This is a genomic window from Cellulomonas massiliensis JC225, from assembly GCF_000312005.1.
In the GTDB taxonomy this organism is placed as follows: Bacteria; Actinomycetota; Actinomycetes; order Actinomycetales; family Cellulomonadaceae; genus Cellulomonas; species Cellulomonas massiliensis.
The window spans coordinates 1456808-1475109 of record NZ_HE978588.1 but is presented as its reverse complement, the minus strand read 5'-3'; the positions used below and the strand labels follow the sequence as shown (position 1 = coordinate 1475109).

Annotated in this window: 23 protein-coding genes, 1 tRNA gene and 1 other RNA gene; 11 read left to right on the top strand and 14 right to left on the bottom strand. The window is 70.8% G+C overall.

From position 1 onward, the window contains the following. A partial coding sequence (locus HGCM_RS17385; protein ID WP_040398988.1) for a GntR family transcriptional regulator occupies positions 1-317 on the bottom strand: 317 nt, incomplete at its 3' end. An 85-nt stretch (positions 318-402) separates the two neighbouring features. Here HGCM_RS17385 and HGCM_RS07065 point away from each other — a divergent pair. Then, entirely contained in the window at positions 403-1386 is a 984-nt protein-coding gene (locus HGCM_RS07065; RefSeq protein ID WP_019136151.1) for an aldo/keto reductase, read from the top strand. Between the two features lie 19 nt (positions 1387-1405). Here HGCM_RS07065 and HGCM_RS07060 read toward each other — a convergent pair whose 3' ends face one another. Both HGCM_RS07060 and HGCM_RS07055 read right to left on the bottom strand, forming a co-directional pair. Further along, positions 1406-1636 (bottom strand): hypothetical protein, encoded by a 231-nt coding sequence (locus HGCM_RS07060; RefSeq protein WP_019136150.1) that lies wholly within the window; start codon positions 1634-1636, stop codon positions 1406-1408. Positions 1637-1698: 62 nt separating this feature from the next. Further along, positions 1699-2058, bottom strand: a complete 360-nt coding sequence (locus HGCM_RS07055; RefSeq protein WP_019136149.1) for a DUF8129 domain-containing protein — start codon at positions 2056-2058, stop codon at positions 1699-1701. A gap of 181 nt (positions 2059-2239) precedes the next feature. Between HGCM_RS07055 and HGCM_RS07050 the strand changes: the two genes are divergently transcribed. Then, positions 2240-2551, top strand: coding sequence for a hypothetical protein (locus tag HGCM_RS07050; protein ID WP_019136148.1), 312 nt, complete (start codon positions 2240-2242; stop codon positions 2549-2551). A 21-nt stretch (positions 2552-2572) separates the two neighbouring features. After that, positions 2573-3091 (top strand): putative immunity protein, encoded by a 519-nt coding sequence (locus tag HGCM_RS07045; protein WP_019136147.1) that lies wholly within the window; start codon positions 2573-2575, stop codon positions 3089-3091. Between the two features lie 6 nt (positions 3092-3097). Here the strand turns inward: HGCM_RS07045 and arr are convergent, their stop codons facing one another. Next, entirely contained in the window at positions 3098-3529 is a 432-nt protein-coding gene (gene arr, locus HGCM_RS07040) for an NAD(+)--rifampin ADP-ribosyltransferase (protein WP_218917040.1), read from the bottom strand. 84 nt (positions 3530-3613) lie between these two features. Then, on the bottom strand, positions 3614-4036 hold the full coding sequence (locus HGCM_RS07035) for a VOC family protein (RefSeq protein ID WP_019136145.1): 423 nt from the start codon (positions 4034-4036) through the stop codon (positions 3614-3616). Positions 4037-4132: 96 nt separating this feature from the next. On the opposite strand from HGCM_RS07035, the gene HGCM_RS07030 reads away from it, so the two are divergent. Further along, the gene (locus HGCM_RS07030; protein ID WP_019136144.1) at positions 4133-5116 is read left to right on the top strand and encodes a helix-turn-helix transcriptional regulator; all 984 of its coding nucleotides are present in this window, start codon (positions 4133-4135) and stop codon (positions 5114-5116) included. A gap of 31 nt (positions 5117-5147) precedes the next feature. On the opposite strand, the gene HGCM_RS07025 is transcribed toward HGCM_RS07030, so the two are convergent. The 4 genes from HGCM_RS07025 to HGCM_RS17380 form a co-directional block, all read right to left on the bottom strand. Beyond that, positions 5148-5414: a MafI family immunity protein gene (locus HGCM_RS07025; protein ID WP_019136143.1), complete on the bottom strand. Its 267-nt coding sequence runs from the start codon at positions 5412-5414 to the stop codon at positions 5148-5150. A gap of 84 nt (positions 5415-5498) precedes the next feature. After that, entirely contained in the window at positions 5499-7643 is a 2145-nt protein-coding gene (locus HGCM_RS07020) for a DEAD/DEAH box helicase (protein ID WP_026075318.1), read from the bottom strand. 290 nt (positions 7644-7933) lie between these two features. After that, the gene (locus HGCM_RS19365) at positions 7934-8182 is read right to left on the bottom strand and encodes a hypothetical protein (protein ID WP_154653413.1); all 249 of its coding nucleotides are present in this window, start codon (positions 8180-8182) and stop codon (positions 7934-7936) included. A gap of 381 nt (positions 8183-8563) precedes the next feature. Next, complete coding sequence (locus tag HGCM_RS17380; protein ID WP_019136141.1) at positions 8564-8884, bottom strand: hypothetical protein; 321 nt, start codon at positions 8882-8884, stop codon at positions 8564-8566. Positions 8885-9128: 244 nt separating this feature from the next. Between HGCM_RS17380 and HGCM_RS17375 the strand changes: the two genes are divergently transcribed. Further along, positions 9129-9575 (top strand): helix-turn-helix domain-containing protein, encoded by a 447-nt coding sequence (locus tag HGCM_RS17375; RefSeq protein ID WP_019136139.1) that lies wholly within the window; start codon positions 9129-9131, stop codon positions 9573-9575. Here HGCM_RS17375 and HGCM_RS07005 read toward each other — a convergent pair. The 5 genes from HGCM_RS07005 to HGCM_RS18775 all read right to left on the bottom strand — a co-directional run bounded on the left by HGCM_RS07005 (position 9562) and on the right by HGCM_RS18775 (position 12357). Continuing rightward, a complete protein-coding gene (locus HGCM_RS07005; RefSeq protein ID WP_019136138.1) occupies positions 9562-10161 on the bottom strand; it encodes a hypothetical protein in 600 nt (199 codons plus the stop codon). The genes HGCM_RS17375 and HGCM_RS07005 overlap by 14 nt on opposite strands. 87 nt (positions 10162-10248) lie before the next feature. Then, positions 10249-10331, bottom strand: a transfer-messenger RNA (tmRNA) gene (gene ssrA, locus HGCM_RS20580). A 13-nt stretch (positions 10332-10344) separates the two neighbouring features. Next, the gene (locus HGCM_RS07000) at positions 10345-10587 is read right to left on the bottom strand and encodes a hypothetical protein (protein WP_019136137.1); all 243 of its coding nucleotides are present in this window, start codon (positions 10585-10587) and stop codon (positions 10345-10347) included. Between the two features lie 142 nt (positions 10588-10729). Continuing rightward, a tRNA-Arg gene (locus HGCM_RS06995) sits at positions 10730-10802 on the bottom strand. Positions 10803-11013: 211 nt separating this feature from the next. Then, on the bottom strand, positions 11014-12357 hold the full coding sequence (locus HGCM_RS18775; protein ID WP_019136136.1) for a hypothetical protein: 1344 nt from the start codon (positions 12355-12357) through the stop codon (positions 11014-11016). Between the two features lie 266 nt (positions 12358-12623). On the opposite strand from HGCM_RS18775, the gene HGCM_RS06985 reads away from it, so the two are divergent. From HGCM_RS06985 to HGCM_RS06965, 6 genes are all read left to right on the top strand, one after another. Continuing rightward, positions 12624-13847, top strand: a complete 1224-nt coding sequence (locus tag HGCM_RS06985; RefSeq protein WP_147572731.1) for a hypothetical protein — start codon at positions 12624-12626, stop codon at positions 13845-13847. 102 nt (positions 13848-13949) lie between these two features. Then, positions 13950-14423: a hypothetical protein gene (locus HGCM_RS19360; protein WP_147572727.1), complete on the top strand. Its 474-nt coding sequence runs from the start codon at positions 13950-13952 to the stop codon at positions 14421-14423. Next, complete coding sequence (locus HGCM_RS20555; RefSeq protein ID WP_370906322.1) at positions 14411-15208, top strand: trypsin-like serine protease; 798 nt, start codon at positions 14411-14413, stop codon at positions 15206-15208. Before HGCM_RS19360 ends, HGCM_RS20555 begins: the two co-directional genes overlap by 13 nt. 941 nt (positions 15209-16149) lie before the next feature. Then, positions 16150-16578, top strand: coding sequence for a hypothetical protein (locus HGCM_RS06980; protein ID WP_019136134.1), 429 nt, complete (start codon positions 16150-16152; stop codon positions 16576-16578). Positions 16579-16631: 53 nt separating this feature from the next. After that, a complete protein-coding gene (locus HGCM_RS06975) occupies positions 16632-17096 on the top strand; it encodes a hypothetical protein (RefSeq protein ID WP_019136133.1) in 465 nt (154 codons plus the stop codon). A 518-nt stretch (positions 17097-17614) separates the two neighbouring features. Then, entirely contained in the window at positions 17615-17797 is a 183-nt protein-coding gene (locus HGCM_RS06965) for a hypothetical protein (RefSeq protein ID WP_147572723.1), read from the top strand. Positions 17798-18302 lie beyond the last annotated feature (505 nt).

Sequence of the window (18302 nt, the reverse complement as noted above, 5' to 3'; positions counted from 1 at the left end):
GGCGGCGCGGCCGGCGCCGGTTCCGCGCGCGGTGGGGACGGCAGCAGGCCCGCCGCCACGCGCGTCGCCGAGCCGGTGCGCGCCGCGAGCACGCCCTCGGCCACGAGCTGCCCGTACACCTCGGTGACGACCCACCGGGAGAGGCCCAGCGTCTCGGCCAGGCGGCGGCTCGGCGGCAGCGCGGAGCCGGCGGGCGCGCGACCCGCGCGCACGGCCTCCCGGAGGGCGCGCTCCAGCTGCTCGACGAGGCTCCCGCGGCCGTCGAGCACGAGCAGGGTCTCCCACGCGAGGCGAGGATTGGTCTGGTCGATCGCCACCGGATCGGACCGTACACCCGGTCCGCCGGGTCCGTAGCGTCGTCCGTGCGGGGACGCTCCCCGCGCCCTACCGACAGGAGGACCCATGCGCTACCGCACCATCGGCGACGGCGACCAGGCCGTCGAGGTCTCGACCCTCTGCCTCGGCACCATGCTCATGGGCACCCGGACCGACGAGGAGACGTCGCTCGCGATCCTCGACCGGTTCGTCGAGGCCGGCGGCACGTTCGTCGACACCGCGAACAACTACAACGCCTGGGGCGAGGGCCACGGCCGCGACAGCGAGGACCTGCTCGGCCGGTGGCTCGCGAGCCGCGGCGTGCGCGACCAGGTCCGGGTGGCGACAAAGCTGGGCGCGGGCAAGAAGGACCCGACCCTGCCGCTGTCGAACACGCCGCCGACGAACTTCGAGGGCCTGTCGGCCGAGGTGGTCGACCGGGAGGCGCACGAGAGCCTGCGCCACCTCGGCGTCGACCGGATCGACGTCCTGTACGGGCACGTCGACGACCTCGGCACGCCGCTCGCCGAGACGGTGGCCGCCTTCGGCAAGCTCCAGGCCGAGGGTGTCGTCGGGCTGGCCGGCATCTCGAACGTCGCGCTGTGGCGGCTCGTCGAGGCGCGCGAGGAGGCCCTGCGCCAGGGCGTCGCGCCGTACGCGCTCGTCCAGCAGAACCTCACGTACGCCTACCCGACGCCCGACCCCGGGCGGCACAACTGGGCGTCGCCCGAGCTGCTCGACTACGCGGCCTCGACGGGGGCGGACGGCCGCCCGTCGCTCACCGTCGTCGCCTACTCGCCGCTGCTGCAGGGCGCGTACGTCCGCCCCGACAAGCCGCTGTTCGCCGGCTTCGACCACCCGACGACGCACGCCCGCATCCGCACGCTGCACGAGGTCGCCGCCGAGCTCGGCGCGACCCCGCACCAGGTGGTGCTGGCCTGGCTGCTCGGCGGCGACGTGCCCGTGGTCCCGATTGTCGGGGCCAGCAGCGTCGAGCAGCTCGACGAGCTCCTCGACGCCGCCGACCTCGACCTGCCGGACGAGCTGCGGGCGCGGCTCGACGCGGTGTGAGGCGCCGTCCGGCGAGGGGTCAGAACCCGCTCGTCGGGCGCGGGGGGATGACGACCGTCGGGTCGTCGGACGTGCCGTCCTGAGTCTCGTCGCGGTACTCCTGCGACTCCTCCTCGTCCTCGGCCACCGGGTCCGGCGCCTCGTCGGGGCCCGGCACGGCCGGCTGCGAGCGGTCCGCCTCGTCCGGCGGGAGGTCGGTGAAGCTCGGCTCGTCCGGCACGGCGCCCGGGTCGGGGATGGGTGTGCTCATCGTCGCTCCTCCTGTGTGTCGGTGCTGGTGCGTGGCCGGTCGGCCGGGACGGGTGGTGCTGGTCAGCGGGTGTTGCCGCGGGGCAGCGGCGCCGTGGGGCCGCTCTTCTCGGTCTGCGGCGCGGGGTTGATCGGCGGGCCCTGCGTCTGCGGGCTGACCTGGCTGCCGCCGGCCGGCGCCTGGCCGGAGCGGCTCGGGCCGGTCGGGTCGCCGCCGGAGGGCGTCTCCCCCGCCGCGAGCTCCTCCAGGCGCGCCTGCAGCACGTGCAGGACGGGCAGGCGGTGCGCGTGCTCGCGCTCGTAGTCGACGAGCTGGTCGAGCTGGGCCGGCTCGAGCGAGCGGATGCGGTGCCCGAGGTCGCCGGTCGTGATCCCGTCGTAGTCCGGGATGGGCAGGTCCTGCCGGTCGGGTGACGATGCCATGGGCGGTCTCCTCCCGCTCGGCCCCGCCGGCGCCTCGTCGTGCGACGCCCGGGGCTGCGAGCCCACGGGACGGGCCGCGGGCGGGACCGCCTCTCTGGATCCGCCTTCAGGCTAGGCAGGGGCCCGCCGACCGGCGACCGGAGGCCCTGTCGCCGGCCGGGCCCGGATGGGACCATCGGGCATGGTCCGCCGATGGCTCCTCGTCGTGCCGCTGCTGCTGCTCGCGGCCTGCTCGTCGCCCGGCCCGAGCACGACGGGCGTCGTCGAGGTCACCGACGGCACGCCGCGGATCGTGCAGTCCAGCGACGCGTACTACGAGGGCATGGCGCTGCTCACCCCGGCGACGCGCGTCCTGGACGCCGAGGGCGACCCGGTCGACGCGTCCGTCCTCGTCGCGGGCACCGAGGTGGAGGTGTGGGTCGACGAGCGGACGGGCTGCGCCGAGTCGTCGCCGGTGCAGTGCCGGGTGGAGACCGTCCGGCTCACGTCCTGACGACGCGCCTACGGTGGGCGGGTGCCGATCCTGCCGACCGAGCGTGACCCCCGGCTCATCACCGTCCGGCGCGGCGGGTCGCTGACCGACGAGGACCACCGGCTGCTCGCCGAGTGGGCGGCGGTCTGCGTCGAGCACGTCCTGCCGCTGTTCGAGCAGGCCGCCCCCGGTGACACCCGCCCGCGCGACGCGCTCGCCACGTGCCGCGCGTGGATCCGCGGCGAAGTGCCGATGCGCGTCGCGCACCAGACCGCCTTCGTCGCCAACGCCGCCGGCAAGGGCCTGCCGGACCCCGCTCGGTTCGCCGCTCTCGCGGCGGGCCAGGCCGTCGCCGTCGCGCACGTCGCGGCGCACGACCTGGGCGCCGCGGCCTACGCCATCCGGGCGGTGCAGGCAGCCGCGGCTCCTGACGAGGCGGAGCCCGCCCGACGAGCCGAGCGCGACTGGCAGCGCGCGCAGGTGCCGCCGCACCTGCTGCCGCTCGTCCTCGACGACCAGCGCCGGCGCAGCGCGATCTGCTGGGACGTCTTCGACGACTGACGTCCGCTACTCGTTGATGGCCTCGACGCCGTCGCGCTCGAGCTGGGCCAGGTGGTCGCGCATCGCCTGCAGCACGTCCGGCGGGTGGCCCTCCCAGTCCGTCACCTCGCCGACGACCCGCACCGGCTCGCGCGTGCGGTACGAGCGCGTCGGGTTGCCGGGGAACCGCTGGTCGGTCAGGTTCGGGTCGTCCTCGAACCGGCCGGTCGGCTCGACGCGGTAGATCCGCCCGCGCCCCTCCCCGACGGCGAGCTCCGCGCCCCAGACCGCCGCGTCCAGCGTCGCGGTGACGTAGACGAAGGCCGCGCCCGCCCGCTTGCCGTAGTTGGAGCTGCGGCCCGCCACCAGCAGGTCGCCGACCGCCAGGTCCGCCTTCGTGCCGTGGAAGAACGGTCCCTGGTCGGGGCCGTCGAACGGAGTCGGCTCGCTCGTCGTCATGGTGTCCATCGGACCGCGTCGTCGGCGCTCGCGGCAAGGCCGGCGGGTGGCAGGCTGCACCACCCGCCGGCGTGATGGTGGCGCTCAGCCGTTCCAGGGCACCTCGACATCGAGCACCCACGTCACCCCGAAGCGGTCGGTGAGCATCCCGTACAGCGGCGCCCACGCCGAGGGCGCGAGCGGGGCGACGACGGTCGCGCCGTCGGCGAGGCGGTCCCAGTAGCCGTGCAGCTCGTCAGCATCTGTGCCGCGCACCGAGACGAAGACAGGGGCGATGCCCGGCTCGTACGGCTGCGCGGGCGGGACGTCGTACGCCATCACGCGGAAGCCCGCGTCGGAGACGACCTGGCCCCACGAGACGAGGTCGACCTCGTCGGGCGCCGTGGTGCCGTACGCCTGCGCGTGGGTGACGACGACGACGTCGCCGCCGAACACCGAGCGGTAGAAGCCCAGCGCCGCGCGGGCCTGGCCGCGGAAGTTGAGGTGGGTCGTGGTGGTGACGGACATGGCGTTGCTCCTCGTGATCTGTCGTCGATCGGTCGGAGCGACTCTGGCGCGGCATTAGGCCAGATTCGGTCCTAGCAGTCGTCTAGGTTCAGCAACATGACGACCTCGTCCGCCACGACGACGCGCCTGCTCGCGCTGCTCTCGCTCCTGCAGACCCCGCGCGACTGGCCGGGCTCGCTGCTCGCCGACCGGCTCGGCGTCAGCCACCGGACCGTGCGGCGGGACGTCGAGCGGCTGCGCGAGATGGGCTACGCGATCCACGCCGACCGCGGCTCGGCCGGCGGCTACCGCCTGGAGGCCGGCGCGCAGCTCCCGCCGCTGCTGCTCGACGAGGACCAGGTCACCGCCGTCGCCGTCGCGCTGCAGGCCGTCCCGCTGCTCGGCACCGGGGCCGACGAAGCCGCTGCCCGCGCGCTCGAGACCATCCGCCGGGTCATGCCGCCGCGCCTGCGCCGCCGGGCGGACGCGGTGCGGTTCGAGGCGGCACCGCCGCGGTCCGCTGCGGTCTCCACGGACGTGCTGCTGGCGCTCTCGGCCGCGGTGCGCGCGCGGGAGGTCCTGCGGATCGACTACGGCGACGGGCCCGCTGCCGACGCCGCGCCCGTGCCGCCGCGGCCGGTCGAGCCGCACCATCTCGTCGCCGCGCGCGGGCGCTGGTACCTCGTCGCGTGGGACCTGACGCGGGACGACTGGCGCGTCTTCCGCGTCGACCGGTTGACGCCCCGCACACCGACCGGCCCCCGCTTCACGCCGCGCGCGCTGCCCGGCGGGGACGTCGGCCGGTTCCTCGCCGCCCGCTTCAAGGGCTCGACGAGCGACGACGCCTGGCCGTGCCGCGGGAGCGTCGTCCTCGACCTCCCGGCGCACGAGGTCGCGCCGTTCGCCGGCGACGGCGTCGTCGAGGACCTCGGCGACGGCCGGTGCCGGCTCGAGGCTGGGTCGTGGTCGTGGGTGGCGCTGGCGACACTCGTCGTCCGCTTCGACGCGGCGATCTCCGACGCGCGACCGCCCGAGCTCGTCGACGCCTTCGCACGCGTCTCCGAACGGCTGACGACAGCAGCAGACGCGTCACGGCGCTAGGGCGTGGCTGAGACGAGCTTGGCGCGAGCCGTCAGCGGACGGATGGGCAGGCTTCGAGCGCATCCGCCACGCGGCCGCCCAATCCCATCGCGTCGTTGAGCGCGAGCAACTCCGCACGTTCGTCGTCGGGCAGTCCGATCTCGTCTTCCGAGAGGACGTCGGCGAGCTGCTCCAGGGCCAGGACCCACTCGCCGGCGTCGACGTACTCGTGAACGAAAGTGACCTGATCGGCTGGGAGACGATCCTCCAGCCGGATCAGCGCGCCGAGGAGTCGACCGCGCAGGTCCACGGCATCCATGAACGGCATGCTCCCATGTCGGCCGAGCCGCCCCGGACGCACTGCTCCTAGCGCGAGGCGAGTTCGCCGCGAGCGCGGCTCGGCCTAGACCACGCCCTCCCGCGCCAGCGCGTCCGTCAGCAGCCCGACGAGCGCCTCCAGCTGTACGTCGGTCGACGACGTGTCCTCCGCCACGACACCGTCGAGCGCCCGGGCGGCGAGGCCCGACTTGGCGTCGATGAGCTCGGCGATCTTCGAGTCGATCGTCTGCGCGGCGATGATGCGCCAGGCGGTGACCGGCTCGGACTGGCCGATGCGGTGGATGCGGTCGATGGCCTGGGTCTGCTCCGCGGCCGTCCAGGAGAGCTCGGCGAGAACCAGGTTGGACGCCACCTGCAGGTTCAGCCCCACGCCGGCCGCCATGAGCGAGCAGACGACGATCGACACGTCGGGGTCCTCGGTGAACGCCTTGACGTTCTTGTCGCGCACTCGGGTCGTCTGGTCGCCCCGGATCGAGGCGTACGTGATGCCGCGGTCGGCGAACGTCTGCTCGGCCTGGTCCATCACGTCGACGTGCCGCGCGAAGAACACGACCTTCCCGACGTTGCGCGCCAGCTGGGCCGCGTAGTCGGCGGCGAGGCCGGCCTTGGCCTGGCCGATGCGCCGGACCATCGTGAAGACGTTCTCGCCGCCGGACTTCTCGCTCGAGTCCTTGAGCTCGGCGGCGGCCACGCGGCGCGCGAGCTCGACGTCGACGCGGTTCGTCGCGAGGTCGTCGCCCCGCGCCTGCAGGGCGGCGCGGTAGCGCTCGACGAGCCGCCGGGCGAGCACCTCCTCGGCCGCGCGGATCGAGCGGGCGACCGCGCCGTCGAGCTCGACGGGCAGGTCCGCGACGCGGCGGGCGGGGATGTCCGCGACGACGTCGGCCTTGCGACGCCGCACGATGCCCTGGTCGATGACGGCGGACCGCGCGGCGGCGTAGAAGCCGGGCTCGGCGGGGGTCAGGCCGCTGTCCTCCAGCGCCGTCATGAGCTTGCCGAGCGGCTGCTTGTCGTCGATCCAGCCGAGGAACTGCCAGATCGCGCGGAAGTCCTCGATGTCGTTGATGAGCGGCGTCCCGGTGAGCGCCATCATCAGCGGCCGGGCCGTGCGGGTGCGGATCTTCTCGGACAGCGCGAGCACGTGCTGCGAGCGCTGCGAGCTCTTGTTCTTGATGAAGTGCGCCTCGTCGACGACCATCCCGCGGAACCCGAGGTCGCCGAGCCAGCCGACGTGCCGATCGAGGATGTCGTAGTTGACGATGACGACGTCCGCGAACGCGTCGACCTCCTCACCGTCGCCGTGCACGACCGTCGCCTGCCGCAGCGGCGTCCACATGCTCACCTCGTGGGCCCAGTTCGTCTTGACGACGTTCGGGACGACGACGAGCAGCGGGTACGCGTCGGCGGCCTGCGCGGCGAGCAGCGCCTGCGCGGTCTTACCGAGGCCGGGCTCGTCGGCGAGCAGGAACGTGCGGTGCCCGCGGGCGGCGGCCGTGACGACCTTCGCCTGGTGCGGCATCAGCTCGCGGCCCGCCGGGAGGGGCACCGGCCGCGGGTCGGGCAGCTCCATGCACGCGGGCTGGCCGGTGGCGGCGCGCTCGAACGACTGGAACAGCGGCTCGAGCAGCTCCCAGCCGGCCAGACGACGCGGCTTGGCGGCCGCGCGCTCCGCCGCCGCCTCGAAGTCGGGCGCCAGGAACGGGTTGGCCAGCTGCCGCTGGATCACCGACCGCGGGATCACGCGGTTCTCGGCGCCGGACGTGGGCTCCGGCCTCGGCTCGGGCTCCGGCTCCTCGGGCGGCTCCAGCCCGCCGGCGCGCATGACGGTCGCCTTGTAGGCGCGAGCGGCCTCCGAGACGCGTGCGTCCTCGCCGAGCAGCTGCAGCAGCGACGTGTCCCGCACCGCGATCTTGGCGAGCACCGTCGCGATGCCGTCCAGTCGCTTGAGCTCCTGCGACCGCTTGGCCGCGCTGAGCGACTCGTCGGCGATCACGCGGGCCTTCTCCTCGCGCACGAGGAGCGCCACCACCTGGAACTGCGTGCGCAGGGCCGGGCGGGTCGGGGGGCGGCGCACGACGTTGTCGATGTCGCGCGCGATCCCGGCGAGCACCGGGATGATCCCCTCCTCCGAAGGGCGCGACGGGCGACGCCGCTGGGTACCGGCGTCCGAGCGCGAGCGTCCGGACGCCCGCTGCCCACCTCGTGCCACATCTCCTCCTCACCTGCCCGCACCGCAAGCGGCGGCGCAGCGCTGTGCCCGTGCGACGGGCGGCGAGCGGGCCTCGGACACCATGCGGCCGGGACACGACGCGGGGATCACGCGCCCTGCCACCTCTGCCGGGGCCTGCTCCGCCAGCGGTCCGCCCGGACCTCGACGGTCGGGCGCTGCACGTCACCGCGAGCACACCGTGCGGGACGAACGTGGCCTGAACGGCCACGGACCCGTGCAGCGTACCGCCGAACGGCGCCGCCCCTGGGTTTTGCGCCACCGTGGCGCAGTCAGCCGATCGGGCCGCGCAGCTCGTCTGAGCCGGCGATGCCGTCGCGGTGGTCGATGCCGCGCAGCAGTCGAACACCGTGTGCCTCTCGGGGAGGCGACCGACGGGGCATGCTCGCCGACGCCATGCCGCCGAGCTGCCGGCCGGTCGCGCTGTTCCTCGGACGCGCGGGTTGTCGGTTCTCGGAGATGTGCGCCTGCGGATGGACGACGTCGTCCGGACACCGCACGCACTCGGTGTGCGGATCCACCGCGCGGCTCCGCAGTAGAAGCCTTGACACGCAGCAACACGGCGGCGCGCGACGGAAGACATGCCGGCGCGCGAGAGGCCCATCGCGCCTGCAGCACGAGGGCCTCTCTCGGACCCGGCCCGGCTCGAACGGGCAACCACCCTCACCAGCTGCAGGCCGGGCGCGCCCTTACCGGGTAGACGCGCCTTGGGCGGGTTCGGCCCCGAAGGTACAGCCAGCAGTCGACGTGGTCCGAGCGATGAGGAGAGACGCCCTAGCGGGTTCGGGCGCCAACTCGGTGGGGCGGTCTGGCATGCGCCCCGACAAGCTCGCCGGCAACCGCCGCGCTCACGAGCACCCCTCGAGCCTCCGGACGTGGCTGTGCACCATCGATCACGCCCCTCAGTCGAGTGGTCGCGGACGGCCCGAGACCTCGACGTAGGTGATCGAGCCGTCCACCACGTCGAGAACCAGCATCCCCGGCCATGGCGGGGACAGTGAGATGTTCCGGTGCCCCGGCCCCCACGTTCCGTCCGGTGGCGGCGCTGTGTAGAAGCTTCGGCAGAAGTCGTCGCCGCAACCGCACACCTGAACGACCACCATGTCGTCCACGTCGTCCGCGAGAGCCCGCTCGTCCGCATCGAGGAGCGCGGCGCGTAGCTCGGAGGCGAAGATCGGCCACCGGTCCACGAGCCTGTCCACGCGGCGAGTCTCCCAGTTCATGGCTCTTCTTCTCCGTTACCCGCCGCGGCCACATCGTGGTCACGCCCGAGGGTCGGATGATCGCGACGTTCTCGGGGACGGCGAGCGACTGGCGGTCGATCCGCAACGGGCTGGCCCCGCTCAAGAGAGCGGGGTTTCGGTGGCCGCCCCCGCGGTGACCGGGCCGGGACGGGAGGCAGGGAAAGTGCCTCCCCGCCCCGGCGGGCCCGTCCATCTTCCCGCCTCACGACAGGAGAGCACCACCATGGCCACCGACTACAACGTCACGCTCGAGCTCGACACCCGCGACGGCGTCGACGAGCAGCTGCTCGACGCCCTGCCGGGGTACGCGCCCGCGACCGGCCGTAGCCCGTTCGGGAACGTCGAGCTCATCCTCACCGTCCCGGCACGCGACCTCGCGACGGCCGTGCAGACCGCGACCGCGGTCCTGGCGGCCTCGCCGGCCGCGGTCGACGTGCTCGCGGTCGCGGCGACCACGACCGCCGAGTTCGACCGGCGCGTTGGCACCGCGCCGATGCCTGCGCTCGTGTCGGTCACCGAGGCGGCCGCGATCGCCGGTGTCTCGCGGCAGGCGATCCTGCAGCGCCTCGAGAGCGGCTCGCTCGCCGGCGAGAAGATCGGCACGACCTGGGTCGTTCAGCGCGACGCCGTCCGCGCCCCCAGAGCAACCCCGCGGACTACGGCACGCTGAACCACGTCTCGTCTCTGTCGTCGTTCCACCGGTGATCCGGGCCGTCGATCCTGACGGGGAGTTGGCCGCCGTCGAGCCGCTGCCACCACTGGCCCTGCAGGTCTCGGAACCGGATGGCCGCGCCGAGCCCGCCGTCGTTGTTGTGGCCCGTGTGCATGGCCCTGACCGTGTCATTGGGAGCCAGGACGTCCACGCGGTTGGTGATGTTGACATGGCGCACGTTGCCGTGGCGGGCGGCGATGGCGAGCTCGAAGATCGGCATGGTGTGCCCGTTGCGGACGTGGATCGTCGCGGTGACCGGATCCCACGCCTCTGAGCCGCTAGGGCGGATCTCGATCCACACCGCGACCATGACAGCGGCCGCGAGCTGCTCCCTGGACGCCGCCTCTGCGGCTGCCGCCACGTTCGCCCGGTGTTCATCGTCGCGCTGCTCCTCCGCCTTGCGGCGCTGCTCCTCGGCCTCGCGGCGCCGGAGCGTCTCGATCCTCGCGAGGATCAGGGATAGCGCGATCGCCGCGACCGCCACGAAGGAGCTCAAGGCGCCGAAGGTGAACTCCCAGGTCCCCGGCGTCGGCGGTGGCGTCATGGTCGGGAACGTACTCGCGGCCCGGAGACGACGGAAGCGGCCCCACCCACGCCTCGTCTCAAGGCAGGGGTGGGGGCGCGTCTGCGTCCGTGGAGGTGTGGGGAGTCGAACCCCAGTCCGCCGGCGGTCCCTCGTGGGGCCTTACGCCGACGTCGATCCCATCCACCCCCGACAACAGGAACGCTACGCGCGGGGTGCGACTCGGTCCCGGATCACCCGCCAGATCACCTCGTCGACGAGCCGCGACGCTGGGTGCGCGATGGCCGCCGTGAGCTCGTCGCGCGCAGGCCACTGACCCTCGCCCCACCACGCTGCCCGCGCGGCCACCATCACGACGAGCAGGTCGCCGGGGAGGCCCGCGGCCCGGGCTTCGTCCATGGCGCGCGCAGCGGCCAGGACCTGCTCGGGGCTGCGGCGCGGCTCCATCGCTGGGGGCTCCGTGGGGGCTCAGGGAGACTGCGGAGGACTGCAAGTGCAGGTCAAGACCGTGACCCGGAGGCTGCCAACCGGAGGCGATGCGCCGGACCTCGCGCCAGCCCGCGCCTCCCTGACCTGCGGGAGCGTGCAGTGCGCCTGGGCAGATTCGAACTGCCGACACCCGCTTTAGGAGAGCGGTGCTCTATCCCCTGAGCTACAGGCGCTCGCGTCTTGGCAGAAATCCGGGCACAAACCCAAGCGCCGGTCGGTGGCGCTGTCGGTGGTCTCTGTCGGGACGCTGGTGTGGGCTTCGTGCTTCGGATCGAGCGGCGTGAGGCCCGTGTGGATGCTACAGCAGGGACGCCAGCTGCCCCCGGGGGTGCTGCGGGGGCAGCCGGCGTCGTCGTGTTGCGGGGTGGTGCGGGAGGAGTCTTCTCAGGCGGCGCGTTCGGTGGCCTGCGCTCGTCGCTTGTCGTTGTAGACGGCTTCGGCGAGGAGGTTGCGGGCGAACCCGTGCGCGAGGACGAGCAGGTACTGGTCGGTGGGGTCGTCGACGACGAGCCGGCCGCGGTAGTGCGTGGAGTCGAGGTTGTTGTTGTGACTCTCGACGTCGTTCCGCCAGCCGTAGGTGTTGTCGTACTCGGGGGTGCCGGGGGGGAACTGGCGCAGCCGCTCTGACGTGCTCAGGCCCCGTTCGTCGGCCTCATCGGTCGTGTCGAGGCGCGTTCGGTGGGTGCATTCGCACGGCAGGGTCACGGTGAGGTAGCAGCGGTAGTCGTTCCGCTTGGGGTTCTTGACGAAGGTGACGTGGCGGCCGGGAAGGCGCTCGAGGTGCAGGGTGCCGTCATCGAGGTGCTCACCGACGCACAGCCAGCCGGCTTCGCTGTACAGCTGGTGGCTACGGCCAGGGCAGCCGCACTCGATGAGTTCCAGCGGGCGTGCTTCCATCGAGTTCGTCTCGCCAGGGTTGGACAAGACTGAGAGTCCGGAGCGCATGAGCGGCGACAGGTGCGCCCCGCGAAACGCACCGTCGTAGCGGACGCCGTGGAACTGCGCGCACATCTCGCGCAAGCCAAGGAGCATGTCCACCGACACCGCCGCTTCGCCGCCTTCCCCCGGCGCAACGGGGCGCGCGTCGAGCACCAGGCGCAGGTTCGTGTCATCGTCCTCGACGTCAGGGCGAGACACCGCGATGACGAACTTCACTCCCTGCACCCACTCCCCCGTTCCTTCCTTGTACAGGTGGCCGTTCGGGACGGACATCCGGTGCCCGTTGCGCTTGCGCGGCTGCGCACCGTCGGCAGTGAGTCGCTTGATGGTCTCCGGCTTCATTCGGAGCTTCGGGACCGTTCCGTCTGCGACGACGACGTTCCCGCGGTTCGGCGTGGCAGCGGTCTGTGCAGTGCCGCTGAACCGGCCCTGGCGTCGCGCCTCGTCAAGCGCCATCTCGCTTACACGCGTCGCGATGCTAGCTACGAGCGGCCGCATCCGGTGGAGCTGCTGCACGAGCGTCTTGCGGGCGGGAGGGTAAGCGTTCAGCTCGATGCCGTACTCCTCCCTCCAGGTCTGCCGCAGCCAAGCCCAGTTGGCCTCGTCGCGGAACCAATGCGCCACCTTCCGCATCGAAGGGAAGGCACCCTTGGCACACCAGGCCAACGCGGTCAGCGCCTCAGGGTTCTCGCGAGGACGGCCCGGGCTGCCCGCCTCCTTGACCGGCAGCAGGGCAGCGATTTCCAGGACCCGCGGATTGTGCACAAATAGGCGCATCAGGCGTCCCACCGGGCGCACTCTTCGATGCCGGAGATTTGGCCGGCAGAAAGCCCGCGTGAAACCGTCATCGCACCTGTCCCGTCGAACTAGCGCCGTCGCGCGCGTGGACCGATTCGCGGCAGCCTCCCGTCGAGGGTCGAGCTGTAACGGTCGTCCTAACGGGTGACATAATTGGCCTAGACGTCCCGTTCGCCGGACAGGACGCGGTTCGCCTCCCTAGGGTCGGCCTGCACTGGCACTGGCCACAGGAGAGCCACAGATCACGGGAGGCGCGAATGTCGAAAGTACCCGCAGGACGCTGGACAAGGCCGTTATGGGTCGCAGGGGTAACCGTCGCGGCCCTTGCCCTGGCTCCCGTCGCGTCGGCCTCTCCGTCCGGCGGCACGACCGAGAAGGCGATCGACGTTCGTTCGCTGGTCGGCTTGAGCGACTCCCGCGACATCGCTGGGCCCGCAATCGCGGCAGGTGACGTATCCACCCCAGCTGGCAAGCCGAGCGCCGGCCAGCCGGTGTTCCTTTTCGCGTGGCCGGACGAGGACGTGCTGGGAGCGGCGCAGGTCGGCGACCAGTTTCCACTCGTGCCCGTGGCCGCCACGGTGACGGACGACTCAGGCGCCTTTCAGCTGCGGCTCGACGACCCGAGCGTCCTCGACCGCTTCATGACTGGCGACGACGCGGCTGACTTGTCGGTGATGGTTCCGGACGCGGGCCCGAGCGCGATCCACGAGTTCAGCCTCGAGCGTGCGCAGCTCCAGAGCGCTCAGAACGCCGCTCGTGTCGAGGCGGCGAGCCGCACGCGTGACAAGGCGGCGGGCGTTGAGCGCCGCATCGCGCTCGGCCTGAGCAAGGCAGCGGCCGCTGGCGCGACGGTCGACTGGAGCGGCTATCACGAGAAGGCGCTCGTCTGTAACTCCCAGGTCAAGCAGAACCTCGGACCGCGATGGGTTGCGGTGGGTGAGACGTACAACGCGTCCGGCGTGCACTCCGACTTCCACCTCCTGGCCGGGGGCACATCCACGCTTGGCGTGGGTGTCTCGGGCAGCGGCGCGTACGGCTCGTACAAGAGCACGAGCACCGTGAAGAAGTCAGCGGAGTCGGAAGTCAACTTTCCGGCCACCAGTGATGGTCAGAACCGGCAATGGGCGACGCAGTACGAGTACAAGAAGTTCCTGGTGGTCTGCGTTGATCCCAACAGTCAGGCTTACGAGGTGCGGCCGACCGCCTTCGTCACTGGCGTCGACTACAGCTCGCCGACGCCGCCGAGTGCGACGTACTGCGCCTCCTACGTGGCGGGATCGGGCCTGACGAAGAGTTCGTCCACCGCCGTTGAGTGGTCGAACGGCGCCCACTTGGGTCCCGCGATCGGGATCGATCTGTCGGCACAGAGCGGCTTTACCAGCACGGTGAAGGTGACGTATGCCTTCATGGAAAAGCGGCGACTCTGCGGAACGAAGGGATATCCGGGCGACTCACCTGTTCGACTGGTGTCGAAGGTCTAGCACGGCAGCTGGGCCGCTCGGGTTCGAGCGGCCCAGCTCCCTCTTTTCAGCCTGATAGGAACCCCAATGCGTCTGAGCGTACGATTCGTTGCTGCACTCTTCATGAGCGCTGTCCTGACCGGATGTTCCACGGCCCCGGGTGCTGGCGATCTCATCAAGGAAGACCCGGGTGAGGGCTGCTTCCCGCAGACAGCCGGAAAGCCGGTCCAAATCAACATGACGGTTATCCGGAACACTCACGACGTTGCGGCAAATATCGAATCCGTGCGGCTGGAAGATAGTCAGGGGATTCGCCTGGAAGATGCGCTTCTGCTACCCCTTGAGCAATGGTCTGAGGTCGTCGTAGGCGACGTGTTTGATGCCGACGACCCGGCATGGGTCGGGGCCGAACGCGCCGAAGGAGCTAGCGTAGGCGCCGGACAGAACCTCGGCCTCGTGTTGGTGGTGAGTGCCGACGCCACAGGTGGAACATCGAAGCCGGTTGAGGTCGAATACACGCTCGACGGACGTCGCTACGAGGCGCGGTCGAGTAACGACCTGAAGATTGTGCCCGTGGGCTCGGTGTGCGGCGGCTAGTCTTCTCGCGCGGCGTCGTGGCCGTAGCCGCGCTCGGCCTCGTCCTTGCGTCGTCCGGAAGTTCAGTTGGATCGTCGGCTCGCTTCGCTGGACTTGTCGGACTCATCAACCACTCGACGCCAAGTTCAGCGGCTCAGGCGAGTCTGCGCTGCGGAGGCGTGATGGCTTCTGCTGATGTCGTTCTGACCGCAGCCCATTGCGTGAGTGGTATGGGCCCGGGCTCGGTCGATGTCGTTCTCCTCGCTGACGGATCTTGCGGGGCAAACCTCCGCAGAACCGGAGTGAATCGGATAGTCGACGAGCGGCAGCGAGATGGCGTAGACCTGGCGCTGCTGATCTTGGACGCTGAGCTCCCGGGGCCCATGCCCCAGTTCAGCGTCTCGGACGAACCCGCGGCACTCTTAAATGCGCCCCTCGTGTCGCGGGTCGCCCGCAGCGCAACCACGGACTGCAGCGTCCCGAAGACCCGACTGGCCCTTGTGGACGACGAACAGTGCGATGGTTTCCCGCGCGCGCCGGGCGTGAGTTATCTATGCGCTGTCGGGCGCGACGACGCCAGCACCTCGTGCTTCGGGGACAGTGGTTCCCCGGTCTACGAACCATCCGGTGCCGTGCGTGGGATTACCCTCGGCGGCGAAGGGTGCGGCACAGGAGACGCGACTCAGTATCTGGAAGCCACTGCCCTGACGGAGTACCTGTCGTCAGCGGGTCTCGACTGTGGCGGGATGCGTTCTGGCGACCGCAGACGCACGGCCGCCTGCCCACGCCCTAGTCCGCGGCCGTGATAAGACGCCCGAAGGATGCATCGCCACCATTGAGGGCTGGGCTTCCGCCTACCATTGGCACAACCACGTCAGGAACCGGTGAACGCTTTGAATCCCTTCAAGTGGGCGCCGGGCGAGACGATCGCAGGACCTCGACCCTCAATCCTTCTTGGCCTAGGAGCTGCCGCGCTAGGCGTGCTGGCTGTGGCGACCCTTGTGCCCGTCAGCGAATCACAAGGAAGCCGGGCGGATTACTCGGCCTTCTTCTTTGGCGGGTTGGCCGCTGGCGCGGCAATGAGTGCCTTAGGTGCGGCCGCTAAAGCCCGAATCGCTGGCAGGCGAGGCGCGCATACCGAACTCATCAACTTCTTCACGCGATCCATCGTTCCTCTCGCGTTCGTGCAGGGGTCGATGCGACAAACGGCGTGTCCGTCACGGTCAGGGGCCGGCAGATCGAATCGTTTGCCTACGGCTCGTCGCTCCTGCAGGAGTTCATTCCCAGTGCCCGGTACCACGCAGCAGGGAAAGTGCTCGAGAGTTTCGTAGGAAAAGGAGCTTTGCGTGACACGCGGCCAGGACTGTTTGTCTGACCGGCATGCGGCCCTACTGGAAGTAGGCACCGCCCTGCCTCATCGCGGCGCTCCAGCTATATGTTTTTCTACTCTGGCTTGCGGTGCCCTGGCTGTACCAGCTCGTCGTGTGAACGCTCGTTGCTAGAGGTCGAGACATCTCCCGCCAAGGTTCTCCGACGAAGCTGCTTAGCCGCGCCTGGCTCGCAAACCATGGAGGCAAGCAACTGAGCGGCAAGCTCCGCGCGCCGAAATCGGGGCACGACGGCGCTGGGCTGGACTACGTTTACGCGCGCCATGGCGCCCCGGTGCGTGTCCGCTCGGCCGAGCAGGTGACGGTGGCCCAGGGTCCTGTGGCTGGCCCTCCGCGAACGCCTAGGGTGCCGTCATCGGGTGATCAACCTGTGGCACACGTTGCCACCGCACGGGATCGGAGCGACGATTTCCGCGAGCCGCTGCGACATGCGCCGCGCGTTCCTCTGCATGTACGTTCCACCGTTCGCTGTGATCGTGGCGGTCGCAGCCGGGCTGCGGTGGCAGAGCTGGCTGTTCGGGTTGTGCGGCCCTGCCGTCATGCTCGCCGTGAAGCTCTCGTCCCGTTCGCTTGACGAGTGGGAACGACGTGGCGGAACAGGGAGCAACGTCGCGTTGCACGCCAAGGGGTACACGTATTTCGTCGCGCAAGACTTGGGTGTGAATCCGCGAACGGCCCGGGCGGTTCTGGTGGCGATGTGGGTTCCCGTCCTGCTCGGGTTCGCCGCGTTGGTCTGCTACGGCGCGGTCGATCTGATCGGTGCGGTTCTTTCTGGGCAGGAGCTCTAGGGCAGAGCTCGATGCGAGGTCCGGCCGGACCTGAGTGATGGCGGGGTAACAACATGGTCCAGGCGGTGCGCGGGAGCGTGCTCGTTCTCGGCGTGGCCGCTCTCCTCGCGACCTCCGCCTGCCTTCCCACCCAACCCGAGGGTCGCAGCGTCGGGGTTCGGCTGGACGACGGCGTCATCACCATGCTGGTCCCGTTGTGTGCCGGTGAGGTGGTCGAGGCGGTGGAGGTTCGGGCGGTCACGCCCGAGGATCGGCCTGCTGCGGACTGGCGAGCATCCGGCGACCTCGCCGGCGGCAACGTGCTGACGCTGTCGAGCGAGGGCTGGCGAGAGACGCGGGGAAGCTACGAGCATCTCGGGGCGATTTCGATCGATGTGGCCACTGATCGGGGGTACCTGGGAACAGTCATCGACGACTTGGACGAGTTCCGCGGCCTGCCTGATGACACGTATGTCGTCGACGGGCAACGACAACGAAGCGACGAGGTCGAGGCCGGGGGTCAACAGTGCCGACGCTAGCGTCGAACCCGCGCCCACGTCGGTGTCGCCCGCGAGGCAGCCGGTGCGGCCGGCGGCGCAGGTCGACCGGTGTCGGCGGGGGGTTCGGCTGCACGGGGAGCTGAAGGTGGTCGTGATGCGAGACTGGCGAGACTCTGCGACTGCACGCGTCGGGTTCGTCGTGATGGCCGTCCTGTGCCCAGCGGGCATCGCCATCGCGACCGACTCCGGGTTGAGCCGCTGGCATCGCGCAGCCGCCCTCGTGCTGGCTGCGACCTCCCTCGTGGCGCTGGTGACGTGGGTGGTGAGGGGCGCAGGCGGCCGCCACCGGGACTAGGTGGGCGGCGTGTCCCGTCCGACGTCCAGCTGCACCTGCGCCGATCGCCGCCGCAGCCTGGTGAGGCACGAGTACCTCATGCCCCTATGCGCCGCTCGAAAAGCGCCGCAGGATGCCCGGTCCGCGTACCGCCCTCTGGCGCTGGTGCCGGACATTGCGCCGCCACCTCGACGTGCCGCTCGCAACCGTGCAGGCTAGCGACGTGCTGGTGTTCTTCTATGGGTCAGCTGCCCTGCTGGCCGTGCACATCGCTTGGAAGGTCGCTCACCGGAAGGAGGGCGAGGGCTTCGCGGACGCGGTCCAGCGCCAGACCGTGTTCTCGGGGATCCTCTATGTGGTTCTCGCGCTGTCCTACGTCGGGGCTCTCCGGACAGGTGCCTTCTGAGTAGCGTCAACACCGTCATCGAACCTACGAGCCCGCCAGACGCGGATAGGTCACCGAGGACTCCCGCTCGCCTTTCCAGGCGTGCGAATGTCCGTCGTTAAGAGGGAAGCGCGGCGCGCGCTGCCTTCACGTGCGCGCGACCCCCATTGCAACGCGAACAGCACCAGCACCGGGTCTGAAGCGGGCGGCGCGCCCCTCCCAGCGTTCCCGTGCTCGCTCGCCAGCGGCGCCTCGTACCGCCGCCCGACCCGGCGCAGCAACGAGCAACGGCGCTCCTCGGCGTTATGAGATCACCGATTCGCGTTATGGGCCTCTTGTCGGCGATGCCCTGATCAGGCCCCTTGCCATTTGTGCCAGGTCCCCAGGCGCTCGGGACCGCCATGTGCGACTGCACCGCCGATCCCGTGCGTCACCGGTCCGGCTGCGAGCGCGGCTCGGTGCAGGCCCAGGGTACCGGCGTCCGGCGCTGACCTGCGTGCGCCTGCAGACTGGCATCGCCTCCGAG